This is a genomic window from Mucilaginibacter sp., from assembly GCF_036383575.1.
Taxonomy (GTDB): Bacteria; Bacteroidota; Bacteroidia; order Sphingobacteriales; family Sphingobacteriaceae; genus Mucilaginibacter.
Window position 1 is genome coordinate 1 of sequence record NZ_DASVOB010000441.1, and the last position, 16,225, is coordinate 16,225.

Here is a 16,225-nt window from a genome sequence, read left to right on the forward strand (position 1 = left end):
CAATGGCAAAAACATCCTGCTAAAAGATGTGGCACATGTATACTACGGCTATGGCGAAGAAAAGCATATTACCCGCCTTAACGGACACCGTTGTGTATTTGTAGTGGCTGCGCAAAAAGATGGCGAAAACATCAACAAAACGCAGGCTGATTACAGTAAGGTGCTTACAAGTTTCAAAAAACTACTGCCCGCCAATATCGACCTGGTACAGAATTTTGACCAGGCCGATAACGTAAACAGGCGTTTAACCGGCTTAAGCCATGATTTTATCATTGCTATTTTACTGGTAGCTGTTACGTTGATGCCTTTGGGTTTTCGTCCGGCTGTTATTGTGATGATCTCTATACCGCTTTCATTGGCGATAGGTATTGTGTTGCTGCAACTATTCGGCTTTAACCTTAACCAGTTGAGTATTGTGGGTTTGGTTGTGGCGCTTGGGCTTTTGGTTGATGACAGCATTGTTGTGGTTGAAAATATTGAACGCTGGATGCTGGAAGGCCACACCCGGCTGGAAGCAACGTTGAAAGCTACCGGGCAAATTGGTAAGGCCGTTGTTGGCTGTACCGTGATCCTGATCATTGCTTTTATGCCGCTGGTGTTTTTACCCGAAGGTTCGGGCGATTTCATCAGATGCTTGCCGCTGGCTGTAATATTCTGTGTGCTGGCGTCTATGCTGGTGTCATTAACTTTCATCCCATTCCTGTCAAGCAGGTTGTTGAAAAATCATACAGGGCACCCAGATGGTAACCTGATCATGCGCGGATTAAAAAAACTGATCCACGGCAGTTACGCCCGTTTACTGGACAAGGCATTGAAGAAGCCGTTTTTAACTATTGGTGTTGCCGTGGTGCTTTTTACGGCTTCTATCTATTTGTTCGGGATTATCGGTTTTAGTTTGTTCCCATCTTCAGAGAAACCTCAGTTCCTGATCAATATTACTACACCTAATCAATCCAACCTGCCTTATACCGATACCGTTACGCGCGAGATAGAAAAACAGTTAAAACAAGAGCCGTTGATCAAATACTATGCAACTAATGTAGGGCATGGTAATCCACGGATCTATTATAACGTAATTTCAGAAAATAACCGCAGCGATTTTGCGCAGCTGTTTGTGCAGCTTGATAACGATACCCGGCCCGACGAAAAGCTTGCCCTTATTCAAAAATTGCAAAACCGCTGGGCGCATTATCCGGGCGCTAAGGTAGAGGTGAAAAACTTTGAACAGGGCCCGCCGGTGGTTGCGCCGATAGAAGTACGTTTGTTTGGTGATAACCTGGACACCTTGCGTGCCTATTCGCTTAAAGTTGAAAAACTACTACACCAAACGGCAGGTACCATGTATGTAAATAACCCGGTTAGCTTGCTGAAAAGCGATATCCGCATAGCGGTGAATAAAGAAAAAGCGCAGCAATTGGGTGTTAACTCCTTAGCTGTTGATCAGATCGCGAGGCTGGCCGTTACCGGGCTCGATATGGGGACTTACTATAATAACGATAATAAGTACGGTTACACCGTGTTGCTTACGCGGGTAAAAGATGGCCGCCCAAGCATGGATGCTTTCCGCAATTTGTATGTGAATAATGCGCAGGGTAGTGCTTTACCGCTTAACCAGGTGGCGAACCTTCAGTTGGAAGCTTCGCCGGCGGTTATCAATCACCAGGAAAAAAAGCGTGTAGTATCGGTGCAGGCCAATGTGCAAAAAAGCTTTTTGGTGAGCCGGGTAATTGACGACGTAACACAAAAAATGGATAAGCTGAAACTGCCGCCGGGCTATAGCTATGAAATGGGAGGTGAGGTTGAATCAAGAAACAACTCCTTTGGCGGTTTTATGAGTATTATCCTGGTAACTGTATTCGTATTCGTGGCGGTATTGGTGCTGTTGTTCAAAACCTTCAAAAGCACACTTATTATACTTTCGGTTATTCCGCTGGGGGTAGTAGGGGCGGCTGTGGCGCTTTGGGTTACCGGTAATTCATTGTCGTTCGTGGCGATTATAGGTTTAATAGCACTGGCCGGTATTGAGGTTAAGAACACTATTTTACTGGTTGATTTTACCAATCAGTTAAGGCAGCAGGGAAGGAGTCTGCAGGATGCCATCCGTGAAGCGGGTGAGGTGCGGTTTTTACCTATCGTGCTAACCTCGCTAACGGCTATCGGAGGTTTGATCCCCATAGCTATTTCAACCAATCCGCTGATATCTCCATTGGCTATAGTACTCATTGGCGGGTTGATCAGTTCCACTTTATTGTCGAGGATCGTAACGCCAATCGTTTACGAATTGATTCCGCCGGCTATCACCGCCGATCAGCAAACCAGTTAATTGAAGCTATTACTACCCCGGCAGCTTAATGAAATGCAGCCGGGGTAGTATAATTTGTTAACTGCATATTTTCAATATGTGTTAAAAATATACACAAAACTGGTGATTAACCTTGCTAATGTTAATGTATGGTTATCAATTGATTAACGATTTTTGTAGAGCTCATTTATTCAGTATTACTCCAGATTTAGCATGGTGTTTTGTCAAAAAACATGTGCTATATGATCAATAAAATTTACCTGTTATTTCTGTTAACCTTCTTCACATCAATTGCCTCGGCACAAACCGGCGGAATAAAAGGACAAATAATTGACGCGCAAACAAAAGAACCGTTAAGCGGCGCCTTTGTCCATTTCGATAACAAAAATGGAGGCTCTGTTACCGATGCATTTGGTAATTATGCTATTACCGGGGTTAGTTCCGGGCCGTATAAGCTTAAAGTAAAATACATAGGCTATACGGAGTACAAGCAGGATATCACCATTACGGCAGGTCAGGTATCTGTAATCAACATCCGGCTTTCAGAAAAGCCTGAAGAGCTTAAAACCGTTAAAGTTTACGGCACAACCAACACGGAATCTGAAGCATCATCCCGCCGTAAGGAAAATAAGGCGGATAATATTATTAATGTAGTTTCGGCGCAAGCTATGCAGCGATCGCCGGATATTAATGCCGCGAACGCCCTGCAACGTGTTTCGGCAATTACTATCCAGCGAAACAGTGGCTCGGACGAGGCTTATGCCATTATCAGGGGTTTGGAGCCGCGTTATAATAATACATTAATCAACGGTGTTAAGGTCACCAGCCCTGATCCTGTTTCAAGGTTTATCTCATTAAGTATTGTCCCTTCAGATCTGTTAGAAAGCGTAGAAGTAAGTAAAAGCCTTACGCCCGAAATGGAAGGCGATGCCATAGGCGGCACCGTAAACCTTGTTTTTAAAGATGCTCCCGAATACGAGTACTTTAAAGCAAATGGTTCAATAGGTTACAGCGCTATTTTCTTTAACCGCAGGTTTGATGATTTTTATCATGGGGCAGTGCAAAGCAAAAGCCCAACCGAAAGATTTGGAGCCGGTTATAACGCCCCTCCTGGTTATTTTTCAAGGGCTAACCTCGACTTTACAAAAAAGAACGCCCCGCCAACTTCATTGCTCGGCTTCACCTACGGGCGCAGGTTCCTGAAAAACAAACTGGGATTTATTATTGCCGATAGCTACCAAAACCAGTTTTACGGTACAAATTCGGAATTTAACGTAGCTACGCCCGATATCAGGGCGGGTAAGAATTTCCAGCCGGTTCTTTCTGATGTAGCTAACCGTGCCTATTCAACCCAACAGTTAAACAACGGACTTTCTGCTCATCTTGATTATAAGTTTGACGATAATAACAAGATCAGCGTTGATAATGTGTTCCTTTACACCCATTTTGCACAAACACGTTTAAGCGTTGATACCTCAATATTAGGTGGTAACGGCGGCAGGATAGGACCGGGTACAGGTACTGTGTTTAATGATAATCGTTCAAATATCCAAAACCAGTATGTTGAAAATCTTAAGCTAAGCGGTAAGCATGTCATCGAAAAACACTTTCTTTTTGATTGGGCCGGTGTTTACAGTAACGCTACCCAGAATGCTCCCGATAGGGCCGATATATCTATTAACCATTTAATTAATCCCGATTTTACAAGCACTCCTGATTACTTTGATAATATATCAAGGATCTGGCAAAAAAGCGGGAATAAAGACCTTAGCGCTATGGCCAATATCGGCTACAAAACCGGCCTCGGCGAAAAAAGCGCTATCGAACTGAAAGCAGGCGGTCTTTACAGGCATAGCACCCGTTACAACCACCAAAACGAATACATTTTGAGGCCGGCGGCTACTTCCAACGGTGGTAAAAGCGGTTTTACTGATATCTATTCGGCCGATTTTGTAGTTTACAATCAAACAGGTACCGATCAAAGCGATAAAACCAATTATACAGCTTATGAAGATATAACCGCTGGTTACAGTGAAGTTAAGCTTGTACTGAATAATTTATCAGTTATAAGTGGTGTACGTATTGAAGGCACTAAACAGGGGTATGATACCAATCCGGTAGTATTGGATATCCGCAGTAACGCCAAAAAAACCTATACTGATGTTTTACCAAGCGTTCAGCTAAAATATAAGCTTACCGAAAACTCAAATTTAAGGGCATCGTACTTTAAATCGATAGCACGACCGGCATTATATGAGCTGGTGCCTACGCCAACCCTTGGCCAAAGCACAGATGTTACCGGTAATCCTAATGTAAAGCATACCGAAGCTGATAATTATGATATCAGGTATGAACTGTTCCCCGGTAAAGAAGAGCAATTGTTTGTTGGCGGATTTTACAAAAATATCAAGAATCCTATTGAATTTGGATTGGACGATTTAAGCGGTGGGCAGCAACAAACAAGTCCGCAAAACTTTGGAAATGCCAAAGTTGCAGGCGCTGAAATAGTTTACAGCAGGTATTTTGGAGATTTGGGTGTATCAGGTAACTATACCTATACTTATTCAAATATCAAAAGTATTAAGAATTATACAGGTAAAAATGCAGCTGGCAAAGATACTACTGTTACCAGGCTCCAAAGCAGACCTTTACAAGGACAAACAGGGAATGTAATCAATTTATCATTGTTATATAAAAATGATAAAAGTAAACTGTTTATACAGTTAGCTTACACCTACACAAGTAAAACCCTGGCTTTCGTTGACCTTATAAATTATGGATATGATTATTACCAGCAGCCACAATCTTTCCTGGCATTTTCGGGCGAAAAGCAGGTTGCCAGGCACCTTATTTTAACAGTTAAAGTAAACAATATACTTAACACACCAACAACAGTGCTTATTAATAACCTGGTGCAATCAAAAGATTTGTACAACGTGAGTTTCAATGCAGGTTTCCGGTATTCATTATAAAAGCATCAAATTATGAAAGCAAAAAATATAATTATGTTAGCAGCCGGTTTACTGGCGGCTGCAACATTTAACAGTTGTAAAAAAGCTGAGCTAACTACCTTTACTAAAATTAAAATACCAACATCAAGCCCCATACAGCCGGGTAATATCAGCGGCTTTATTAAAGGTACCCTTGTAACCGGCGAAACTTATACCATAACAGCCGATGTAACGGTGAAAAAAGGTGACACCCTTTATGCACAGCCCGGTGCAAACGTTATTGTAAAAAATAATTCGCAGGTAAATATCCAGGGTGTTTTAAAACTGGTAGGTACTAAAGATCAGCCGGTTTATTTTAACTCCGATTCAAATAAGCCCGGTACCTGGGGCGGTTTTCAATGTGATACGGCACAGGCCATAACCATTATCTGGACGCACGTTGATAATACCGGCGGGCCCGATGCTTCCGGAAGCGCACGGGGTACGTTAAAGGTTAAGGCCGCTGTAAATGTAGATATTGAAGATTCATGGTTTACCAACGGCCAGGATGACCTGATGGCCTTAAGCAACGGCGCCAAGGTAACCATTTTAAGAAACACCATCAGCTCGTCAGGCAGCACCGATGGCGAAGGTATAAACCTTAAAACAGGTGTTACCGGTACCGTAGCATACAATGTGATTTTTAGCCAGGCGGGTTCGGGTGTTAAGCTTGAAACCAGTTCAAGCAAGCCTTTTCCGCAAACAGAGGTAAATGTGTACAACAATACCCTGGTTTCAAATGGCTGGCGGAGAGGTTCGGCTGAACCAGGCAGGGCTGTTTCTGTGGGTGTAAATGCTATTGGTCATATTTTCAATAATATTATCGTTAACGATTACCACGGAATTGAATTATTTGACGATGGTGATATTACACATACCACTTATGGCAATAATCTTTTTTACGCCACAGTTGATACTTACGCCGATTTGGTTGACCCTACATTAAAGATCAACATCAGGGATGGTTTTTACCCTGCATCAGGCTTGGGCAAGCCACAACCTACTGATCTGATCTCAAAAAAGATTGGCGATAAAGATCCGCTGTTTGTAAAGTTTGATGGCACAGTGGCCGCGCCTAACGGATTTCCAAATACCAACGATTTTCACCTGCAAAGCACATCTCCTGCATTTAGTGCAGGCAATACGCAATATAACCTTGATCTGGGTGCTTATACCAGTGATGGTAAAGGAAATAAACATTAAGCACCGGTATTTAATATAACTCAATTATAAAAATCATCATGAAAAAAATAGCGTTATTGTTTCTTTTAAATGCCGGCCTGTTTTCAGGGGCATCAAAGGTATTTGCTCAAAATTATGTATTGGATAAAACCATTGCTTTGCCCGGTAATGGTGGTTATGATTACGTATTTATTGATCTGCCCAACCATACATTATATGCATCACACGGTACCGAAGTAAACGTAGTTGACCTGAAAACTGAAACTGTTAAAGGTACCATTGGCGATATGAAGGGCGTACACGGCATCGCAGTAGATAATGAGCTTAATAAAGGTTTTATCAGCGATGGCAAAGCGGATGAAGTTATTGTGTTTGATATCAAAACGCTGGCAGTGATCACCCATATCCCATTAGATCATAAAGGCGCCGACGCTATTATTTTTGATCCTTATTCAAAAAAGATCTTCACGTTTAATGGCCATAGCAGCAGTTCGTGTGTGATTGATCCGGTATCAATGAAACAGGTAGCATCAATTGATATGGGCGGGGCTCCTGAGTTTGCAGTGGCCGATGGCAAAGGGACTATCTACAATAACCTTGAGGATAAAAGCAGCCTGAATGTAATTGATACAAAAACACTTAAGGTAACTAAAAATTATACTTTAAGCCCTTGTGGTGGCCCAACAGGTATAGCTATGGATAAGGAGAACCAAAAGCTATTCACCGTTTGTCGCGAAAACAAAGGTCTTAGCGTGGTTGATATCCCTACGGGCAAAGTGATCCAAACCCTGCCAATTGGTGCAGGTGTTGACGCGGTTGTATATGACCCGGCAAAAAAAATGCTTGTAGCCTCAAACGGCGATGGAACAGCCAGCATATTTAAGCAAGACACTCCCGGCACGTATAGCCCTGTACAAACCTTAACTACCCAATACCGTGCTAAAACCATGGCTATTGATCTGGATACACATAAGCTTTACTTCCCGGTTGCCGATTATGAAACGGGAAACAAAACCATGAAGCCAGGTACTTTTAAGTTGCTTGTGTACCGTCAGCAATAATATTGAGATGAAAAGAAGAGATTTGTAAAGAATACCACACTATCCGCAATAGGGGCTTCACTTATTGCACCCTTAAGCGTTTTTGCGGCAAAGAGAGTAACACATTTAACAAGTGAAGACCTAACCTTGCTGCCGGCAATTAAAGATGACTACTCCCTGCATTTTATGGCCCTGGGCGATTGGGGCCGTAACGGTGAATATGACCAGACGGAAGTAGGAAAGCAAATGGGCCTTTGGGGGGCAGCACATCCAAATGATTTTGTTGTTTCGGTTGGTGATAACTTTTATCCCAAAGGTGTTGTAAGTGAGTTTGACCCGCTGTGGCATTATTCGTTTGAAAATATTTATACCGCGCATTCATTGCAGTGCGACTGGTACCCGGTTTTTGGTAATCACGACTATCATTCGGATGTTGATGCTCAGATCAGGTACAGCAAAATAAGCCGCCGCTGGAGTATGCCGGCGCGGTATTACTCGAAAGAAATAAGCCTCAACAAGGCTAAGAATAACGAAGACGAAGCTGTTAAAAAAGAGCCAAAGGAAAAGAAGCCGCAGGCTAAAGCGAAAGCTCTTTTGATATTTATTGATACTGATCCTTTTTTACATGAAGCACAGGCCCAATATGTTGAAAAGCAAATGCAATGGCTTAGTGAAACGCTTACGAATGCGTCTGAAGATGTAAAATGGAAGATCGTGATCGGTCATCATCCTTGTTATTCTGTAGGGCCCCGCATCGAAAACTACGATACGTTGACCATGAGAAAAGCATTGAGCAAAACTTTTGAAGAGCATAAAGTTGACGTTTATCTTTCCGGGCACGAACATTCGCTACAACATCTGAAACCCGAAGGCTTTACACATCAGTTTATTTCAGGTGCAGGTTCTGAACTTACGAAGGTTACGGCGGGCATTCCTTATAGCCGTTTCCAGGCCTCTGAACATGGGTTTATGTATTTTGCCATAGATGAGAAACGATTAAATGTAAGGGCGATAAATTATCAGGGAGAGGTGATTTATCAAACTGAGCTTACTAAATAGAAACTGAATTTGCTCAGGAAGCCTCCTTGTGTAATCTGGCTTTTCCAATTCAGGTTTACAGCTTATCAAACGGTAAGCTGTAAACCTGATAACCAATAATAATTGATCGTGATTGCGAATCCTTAATATAAAATGGGTTTTTGAAGCACTTTAATCGCTGCATTATTAAGTGTATGTTAAGTTTTGGTTATGTATTATTCTTAGGCTTCTTTATTCAATTTTTCTCCAGTTTTCGGCGGGTTTCTTTGCGGAAAATTAAACCCGTTGTTCATGAAACACCCTTACTTTCTTAACAGGTTATTGCTATTATTTTCAATATGCCTGCTATTTTCCTTTACAACTATGGCCCAAACCATAAGGGGAAAGGTAACCGATGCTAAAACCGGCGAACCCCTCACCGGAGCAACAGTGCACTTAACCCAGGATGGGGTTAGCAAATTTGTTGCAGTTAACCTTAATGGTGGCTATAGCTTTAAAAATTTAAAGAACGGCCCTTACAAAGTACAGGCAAATTATGTTGGTTATACTTCATCTAAAATTAGTGAAGGTAATATTACATCGGCCAATGATGTAGTTACGGCAAACATCCTGCTGCAGGATGCCAGTATGCAAATGACCGAGATACAGGTTAAAGGCGAAGCCAACAAAGAATCTGATCATGCTGTACGTAACATTGAAAAAAACGCGCCGATGGTTATCAACGTACTTTCGGCAAATACCATTAAGCTATTGCCAGATGTTACCGTGGCCAATGCCTTACAGCGCGTTAGCGGTGTAACCATCCAGCGTTCGGCCAGCGGCGAAGGTCGTTATGCTATTATCAGGGGGATGGAGCAGCGTTACAACTCAACATTGGTAAACGGTATTAAAATACCAAGTCCGGATCCTCAGTACCGTTTTGTACCGATGGATATATTCCCTTCAGAAATGTTGGAAAGGCTTGAGGTGATCAAAGCGCTTACCCCAAGCATGGAAGGCGACGCCATTGGCGGTGTGATGAACCTGGTAATGAAAAGTGCTCCAAGCCAGTTTGTTTTCAGCGCCAACGTATCAGGCGGTTTTTCTACATTGTTTTCCTCAGGCAGACCGTTTGTTGGGTTTAGCGCATCTCCTAACAGTAAATCTCCGGCGGCAATTAATGGCAACAGCTATGCTGCTACTTATGCCGATTTTAACAATAAGGCGCTTACAAGTGATAAAAATATCTCGGCTCCTTTTAGTTCCACAGCGGGTATCACTATTGGTGATAGGTTTTTTGATAAAAAATTAGGTGTTATTGTATCTGCAAGTTATCAGAATATATACCGTGGTTCTAACTCAAAGCACCTTACGCCAAACGCGCAGCCATCGGCGATTCCGTTGCCAAACTCACCGCAGTTTTCTGATGCTTATGATCGCACCTATTCTACCCAGACAGAACGTATAGGTATCCATAACAAAATAGATTACGCGATCAACGACAAAAATAAGATCTCATTATACAACCTTTATATCCATCAAAGCGAGTTTGAATCGCGCTTTACTTCTGATACCTTGGGTTTGGGATTAAACTCAACCGGCTTAAGCAAACAGATCACCATTTCAAACAGAAGTACTTTAACCAAGCAAAATATTTACAACTCAACCTTACATGGTGAGCACTGGCTTGGTAATGAATGGCGTTTAAACTGGGATGGGGTATATTCTGAAGCTACCAGGCACCAGCCAGACAGAACTGAGTTTTCATATGATGCTAACAAAACCCTCAATAACTCAGGAGCGGTTACTGCCGAGGTTGATAACAATACCCAGTTAGATCATCATTGGGAAAATAACCGCGACAAAGACCTTTCGGGATATGTAAACCTGATTTATACGCCTAAAATAGCTGGTAAGGTTGTTGAGTTTTCGACAGGAGGTTTATATCGCCATAAAGTAAGGGATGCCGATTACATTACTTATTCATTAAGTGGCGGTAAATCAACTTTATTTAATAATGATTTTAGTGCGCTTCCTTTTGCATTTGATCCGCCGAGCCTTGGTATTGGCAGCAACAACACCGATCTGCAAAACAACTACAACGTCAGGGAAAATGACAACGCCGAATATTTACAGGTTAAATTTGATCTGTTGCCGAAACTTCAGGTATTAGGCGGCGTGAGAATTGAAAATACCGATTTAACTTATGATACCCGGTCGCCGGAAACAGTTAACCTAAGAAGTGGTAACTATAAATACACTGATGTGTTACCAAGCATCCACTTAAAGTATCAATTATCAGATAATCAAAATATCCGCGCATCATATTTCGCGTCTATAAGTCGCCCTGGCTTTGGCGAACAGGTGCCATATAAAGTTACCGGCGATTATTATGACCAGGTAGGTAATCCTTACTTAAAACACATCACTGCCGATAATTACGACGTACGTTATGAATTTTTTCCGGGTGGTGCCGATCAGTTATTGTTGGGCTCTTTTTACAAAAAGATCTATAATCCTATTGAGTACTTTGTTATCCGTAATGGTGGTCCGAGTGATCAGGTTGTCCAACCTCAAAATGATGAGGGTAAAGCTACCAACTATGGTTTTGAAGCGTTGGCTACTAAATTCTTTGGCGTGATAGGCTTTTCAGTTAACTATACTTATATACACTCAAGGATAACTACGACCAAATTGCTTTACTCAAATGATCCTACACTGGGCTTACACCAAACTAATGTGAGCGAAACACGTCCGCTGCAAGGTCAGGCAGACCACGTGGGTAACGCATCTGTATTGTACAAAAGCGCTAAGTTGGGTTTGGATATACAGCTGGCCTTTGTTTATACCGGCGAGCGCCTGGCACAGGTATCACCATATTATAACCTTGATTTTTATCAGCATGCCTACAACCAGTTAGATTTTTCTTTCGAAAAAACTATCGCTAAAAGATTTTCTTTCTATGGCAAGGTTAATAACATAACTAATGCAGCCAGCAAGATCTATTTAAAATTCCCACATGGCAGCCTTGATGCCAAACAACAGGAGTTTTTAGGCAAACAGGATATCGCATCTCAAACGCTTGTTCAAAGCGATTATTACAAAACACTGTTCCTTGGTGGTTTCAGGTATAAATTATAATAAACGTAACGATGAAAAAATATATAATCCCAGTTATTTGTATCCTGATGTCAGCGGCATTTTCCGGCTGTCAGAAATGGAAAGGTGAGCACACCGATATTTACAGCTATACACCGCCGGCAGCAAACCCGGTAAGCGATAAAGCCCCGCTGTCATGCAGCGCAAGCGGCACAAGTGTTATCCCGGTAAAAGGCACCATGCTTAGCGGTAAAACTTACACCGTTGAAGATGGTTGCGACCTGGTGATCAACCCAACCGATACTTTATTAATGCAGCCGGGTGTTAGGTTAAATATGGGAGTTGGAAGCAGCCTTATAGCACTTGGAACACTGGTGAGTAACGGCTCAAAAAATCAGCCAAACTGGATCACTGTTCCGGGTATTGTGAAAAATGATGCACCGGGTGGCCTTACAGCTGCTGCCGACCCGGCATATGCGGGCAAATGGAAAGGCATTATTGGTGGACCTACCTGTAATTTGCTGGTATTACGCTGGACACACGTTGAGTATGCAGGCTTAACAGAAGGTAAAGTAACCTCAACCATTGCAGGTTCGGGCACAGGCAACCAATACAGTATTTTATTTGCCAATTATAAGGGCAACTTTATCATGGAAGATTCCTGGCTGTACGGTGGTGTGGATGACCCGATCCGTATCTCGGCCGGTAAAATTGCCATCTTCAGAAATACTTTTGAGAAAAACGGTGTTAGCGGAGGCGACTGTTTAAATGCTAAGGGCGGCACCGTAGGTACCATGGCCTATAATATTTTTATGGGTACCGCAACCAACGGACAAAAAGCTTCAAACAAAGGGCAGGCAACAGGTGCCCCGCAAACCAATATCGTGATGTACAACAATACATTTGTTAGCGGCGGCTACAGGCAGGTGCAAAGCGGTCGTGGTGGTTGTATCAACTTTGAAGAAGGCGCGGCGGGTATGTATTATAATAACGTAGCTATCAATTGTAAGTTTGGATATCGCGTAGTTGGTAGTCCGGTAGCTGACGTTGCCCACTTATCATATGGAAATAACTACCAATGGGCCGATTCATTGAGCGTGGCAAACCAGTTTTACCCTACGGGCTATATTACACAACCGCAAAGCACGGATATCCCTTCAATTACAACATCGGCAAAATACCTGCCTGCAAACTATACATTAGGCTCTATTTATGATGGTAGCGATGTTGTGCAGAAGAATAACCCGATGTTCCTGAGCTTTCCGCTTCCTACGGTTGGGCACCCGTTATATCAGTATAGCGCTATCGGAAACTTTAACTTCCATTTGTTAGCTAATTCGCCGCTGATTGGTAAGGGAAATACTACTATTAAGCCATTAATTACGGTGCCCCTTGATAAAATATACGGTTTATCGGACGCAACCTTACCTGGTGCCGATCTTGGTGCATACCAGTTAAACGGTTCCGGAAATCAGCATTAATATTAGTAACTATTTATCTAAGAATGAGGTTGTATCACAAATCATGATCAGCCTCATTTTTTTACTTATTCAGATACTTAAGCGATATATAGTTTGGGGTTGACTGTACTAACAAAAGGGAGTTAACAGGGTTAACACAATTTAGGGTTAACATTTGCATATGTGATTAATAATCAGCCTGTTGATTGCTTTGCGTCTAAGAAGTATGTTAACCCCCATTTTGCATAAATATTATCGGCTAAATTTCATTTCACAGGTAATACAACACCGAGGGGTGGTCAATTTGACTTATGAAACAGCCTCTCCCTTTTTTATAAACTCAATTACAAAATGAAAAAAATCATTTGTATCCTATTTTTATCTATCATATCTCCCTTAGCCATACTGTCGGTTAAGGCGCAATCAGCTGATTTGAAGATCGTCTTTATCCGCCATGCCGAAAAACCGCTGAAGGGCGATAATTTGAATTGCCAGGGCATAAACAGGTCGTTAAAACTGCCTGCTGTGCTAACAGCTAAATTTGGTGTGCCCGATAAAATATTTGTTCCCGGTTTAGGACTGGGAGAGGCTACCAAGCATGCCAGGATGTTTCAAACCATTGTGCCGCTTGCAGCTAAGTACAATTTAACGGTAAATAGTTCCCGTACAGAAAAGGACTCTTTAGGTTTAGCTGCAGATTTAAAAAGCCGCACCGGTGTAATACTGGTAGTATGGGAGCACGGCGGTATAGCGCCGATTGTGCGTTCATTAGGTGTAAAACAGGACAACTTAAAATGGCCTGATGACGATTACGACAGCATCTGGATCGTGACCTTTAAAAATGGCGCAGCTGTTTTTTCGCGTGATAAGGAGAATATCGATCCCGGAAAAGACTGCAATTTTTAGTTTATGCTTCGGCCCCGGCTTTACAGATGGGGCCGATTTTTGTTTATGCGGCTTTGCTCATAATTACTACAGAATGTTCCTGTAATATTGGTGATACGAGGGCTTTGCATGGAATTTAACAAGTCGTTTTTCACTACCCACCCATCATCGGTACAGATACTGATTTTTGGAGTGTTAATAACCTCCTTATGGCTTGCTGAGGGTTTGATACTGGCAATACCTGTCCGCAAAAAATGGCGGCACTCTTTTACAAATATGTTGTTTATTGTAACTGCACTGCCGGTACAGCTTTTTATGACCATGTTTGTATTGCTTGAAGCAACGTGGATAAACCGAAATCATATAGGGTTATTAAACCGGCTTCCCTGGCATCAAAGTATATTGGTAAAATACGTAGCAGGGTTTATAATTCTTGACTTTTGCGAATACCTGTATCATGTTATCATGCATAAAGTTGGGGTATTATGGAAATTTCATCTTGTGCATCATACCGACCAAAAACTTGACGTATCAACCACGGTAAGGGAACACCCTGGTGAAACATTGGTAAGAATGTGCTTTTTAATGCTATGGATAGCTATAACCGGTGCATCTTTTGAATTGCTTTTGTTAAGGCAAACCATTCAAACGGTTTCAAATATTACCTCGCATACGCAGTTCCGGTTGTCAGAGGGTATGGATAAATGGGTAGGATTGATCTTTATCACGCCTAATATCCATCATGTTCACCATCACTATCAATTGCCTTATACCGATTGTAATTATGGCGATGTACTATCTGTATGGGACAGGTTATTTGGTACTTATGGAAAGCTGAAGCCGGATGATACCGTGTTTGGGATAGATACACATCCTGATAAGAATGTTTGTAAGAGTTTTATTAAGGTTTTACAAATTCCATTTGTTTCAAAACGTGCCTGACCTAATGTGTATTTGTAAAACATATCTTTCATTGTTGGCGGTGCTGCTGGTGATGACATTACATGTTGATGCCCAAACTGAAAAATTTACGTCGAGGCTTTATTTTCCGGGCGGAGTAGGTGTAAATGTACCCTCGGGTGATGAGCAGGTAAGTATGAAACGGGGATTTGTTTTAAACACCGCCGTTGAATACCGTCCTACTTACATCAATGCTATCTTTTTTCGTTTTAATTACGATGCCTTAAATAACAAATATAAAAGCAAAGCAGGCGAAGTCCCTACCAATGTAACCGAAGGTAAATTGTCTTCCGGGTTTTTACTTCTGGGTGTCGGCTACCGACGGAAATTAAACAGGCTTGGAATATATGCACTCCTGCAACCCGGTTATAACAGTTCGGGGTACAATAACACGTCTGTTAATTCAAATGGTATAACAGTAGGCAGCGTAAGTACTAAACATCCCGCGGTAAAAATAGCCTCCGGATTGGAATATTATATCGTGCCGCATTTTGCCCTTGTGCTGGAGCCTGCTTATTATCATTTGTATAAAGCCAAATCACAATATATTTTAAATCCGGACTATGTAAGTTATAGCATTGGGTTTACTACCACGCTGTTTTAAACAATCTTGAACGGACTCTTTAAAAATCCGGGGCGAAACTAAATTTAACACCATATTCCGCGGCTCCCGGGTGGTCAAGGTAGTTAAACCTTTTGATCCCATCTATCCGCAAAAACTTAAAGATATTACCTATACCTACTCCGGCTTCTATATAAGGTTTAGTGCCTAAAGCATAAGTGCCGTTGGCTCCGTTGCCACCTGTAGGGAACCGGAACAAGTTAGGTGAATAAAGTGGGTTATTTTCGTTACGCAAGCCGCCGAATAATACTTTGGCTGATAGATATTCTCTCCATTTCAGGTGTTTTATCAATGGAAATTTATTCAGCAAAAAGCCGCTGAAACTATGAGTTAAGTTGATACCCGCGTAATGGTCGCTTACAAACTCAAGGTAGGTTTGTTGGTTATACGCATCCTCATCATAAGCCAGCGATTGGTTTGCCGGGGCAATGCTCAGGAGCGGGAACGGCACCTTACCCACTAAATAATTTCCAAGTATAGTAATATCAGTATAACCAAGCTGAGATAGGTAAAAACGTTTGAAAATGCTTGCTTTAACGCTGGTGAAATCATAGGCACCGTTGAACAGGCCTTTAAAACCGTGATTGATCTGCAAATTCATGATCGGGTATTTGCTGTAGATGGTGCGGCGGTATACCGTTCCCTGTAATATCCGTTCATGTGGTGCA

General features: G+C 42.1%; 11 protein-coding genes. 10 read left to right on the forward strand and 1 reads right to left on the reverse strand.

From position 1 onward, the window contains the following. The 10 genes from VF500_RS15485 to VF500_RS15530 form a co-directional block, all read left to right on the forward strand. Positions 1–2,323 (forward strand): efflux RND transporter permease subunit (locus VF500_RS15485; RefSeq protein ID WP_330860532.1); only part of this gene is annotated, 2,323 nt, incomplete at its 5' end. Positions 2,324–2,544: 221 nt separating this feature from the next. Beyond that, positions 2,545–5,274 carry a TonB-dependent receptor gene (locus tag VF500_RS15490; RefSeq protein ID WP_330860533.1) on the forward strand — a complete coding sequence of 910 codons (2,730 nt, stop codon included), beginning with the start codon at positions 2,545–2,547 and terminating at the stop codon, positions 5,272–5,274. A gap of 12 nt (positions 5,275–5,286) precedes the next feature. Further along, a complete protein-coding gene (locus tag VF500_RS15495; protein WP_330860534.1) occupies positions 5,287–6,495 on the forward strand; it encodes a right-handed parallel beta-helix repeat-containing protein in 1,209 nt (402 codons plus the stop codon). Between the two features lie 38 nt (positions 6,496–6,533). After that, positions 6,534–7,535, forward strand: a complete 1,002-nt coding sequence (locus VF500_RS15500; RefSeq protein WP_330860535.1) for a YncE family protein — start codon at positions 6,534–6,536, stop codon at positions 7,533–7,535. A gap of 126 nt (positions 7,536–7,661) precedes the next feature. Then, positions 7,662–8,573 (forward strand): metallophosphoesterase, encoded by a 912-nt coding sequence (locus tag VF500_RS15505; RefSeq protein WP_330860536.1) that lies wholly within the window; start codon positions 7,662–7,664, stop codon positions 8,571–8,573. Between the two features lie 342 nt (positions 8,574–8,915). Further along, positions 8,916–11,672 carry a TonB-dependent receptor gene (locus VF500_RS15510; protein ID WP_330860537.1) on the forward strand — a complete coding sequence of 919 codons (2,757 nt, stop codon included), beginning with the start codon at positions 8,916–8,918 and terminating at the stop codon, positions 11,670–11,672. A gap of 11 nt (positions 11,673–11,683) precedes the next feature. Then, positions 11,684–13,111, forward strand: a complete 1,428-nt coding sequence (locus VF500_RS15515; protein WP_330860538.1) for a hypothetical protein — start codon at positions 11,684–11,686, stop codon at positions 13,109–13,111. A gap of 330 nt (positions 13,112–13,441) precedes the next feature. Next, complete coding sequence (locus VF500_RS15520) at positions 13,442–13,996, forward strand: histidine phosphatase family protein (protein WP_330860539.1); 555 nt, start codon at positions 13,442–13,444, stop codon at positions 13,994–13,996. A 108-nt stretch (positions 13,997–14,104) separates the two neighbouring features. Next, a complete protein-coding gene (locus VF500_RS15525; RefSeq protein WP_330860540.1) occupies positions 14,105–14,917 on the forward strand; it encodes a sterol desaturase family protein in 813 nt (270 codons plus the stop codon). A 40-nt stretch (positions 14,918–14,957) separates the two neighbouring features. Then, the gene (locus VF500_RS15530) at positions 14,958–15,539 is read left to right on the forward strand and encodes an outer membrane beta-barrel protein (protein WP_330860542.1); all 582 of its coding nucleotides are present in this window, start codon (positions 14,958–14,960) and stop codon (positions 15,537–15,539) included. Between the two features lie 19 nt (positions 15,540–15,558). Here VF500_RS15530 and VF500_RS15535 read toward each other — a convergent pair. Further along, a partial coding sequence (locus tag VF500_RS15535; protein ID WP_330860541.1) for a DUF5686 family protein occupies positions 15,559–16,225 on the reverse strand: 667 nt, incomplete at its 5' end.

Excerpts from the sequence above, each read along its gene's own strand:
- VF500_RS15520 (WP_330860539.1), top strand. The coding sequence starts at position 13,442 with ATGAAAAAAATCATTTGTATCCTATTTTTATCTATCATATCTCCCTTA.
- VF500_RS15495 (WP_330860534.1), top strand. The coding sequence starts at position 5,287 with ATGAAAGCAAAAAATATAATTATGTTAGCAGCCGGTTTACTGGCGGCT.
- VF500_RS15500 (WP_330860535.1), top strand. The coding sequence starts at position 6,534 with ATGAAAAAAATAGCGTTATTGTTTCTTTTAAATGCCGGCCTGTTTTCA.
- VF500_RS15490 (WP_330860533.1), top strand. The coding sequence starts at position 2,545 with ATGATCAATAAAATTTACCTGTTATTTCTGTTAACCTTCTTCACATCA.
- VF500_RS15525 (WP_330860540.1), top strand. The coding sequence starts at position 14,105 with ATGGAATTTAACAAGTCGTTTTTCACTACCCACCCATCATCGGTACAG.
- VF500_RS15515 (WP_330860538.1), top strand. The coding sequence starts at position 11,684 with ATGAAAAAATATATAATCCCAGTTATTTGTATCCTGATGTCAGCGGCA.
- VF500_RS15510 (WP_330860537.1), top strand. The coding sequence starts at position 8,916 with ATGGCCCAAACCATAAGGGGAAAGGTAACCGATGCTAAAACCGGCGAA.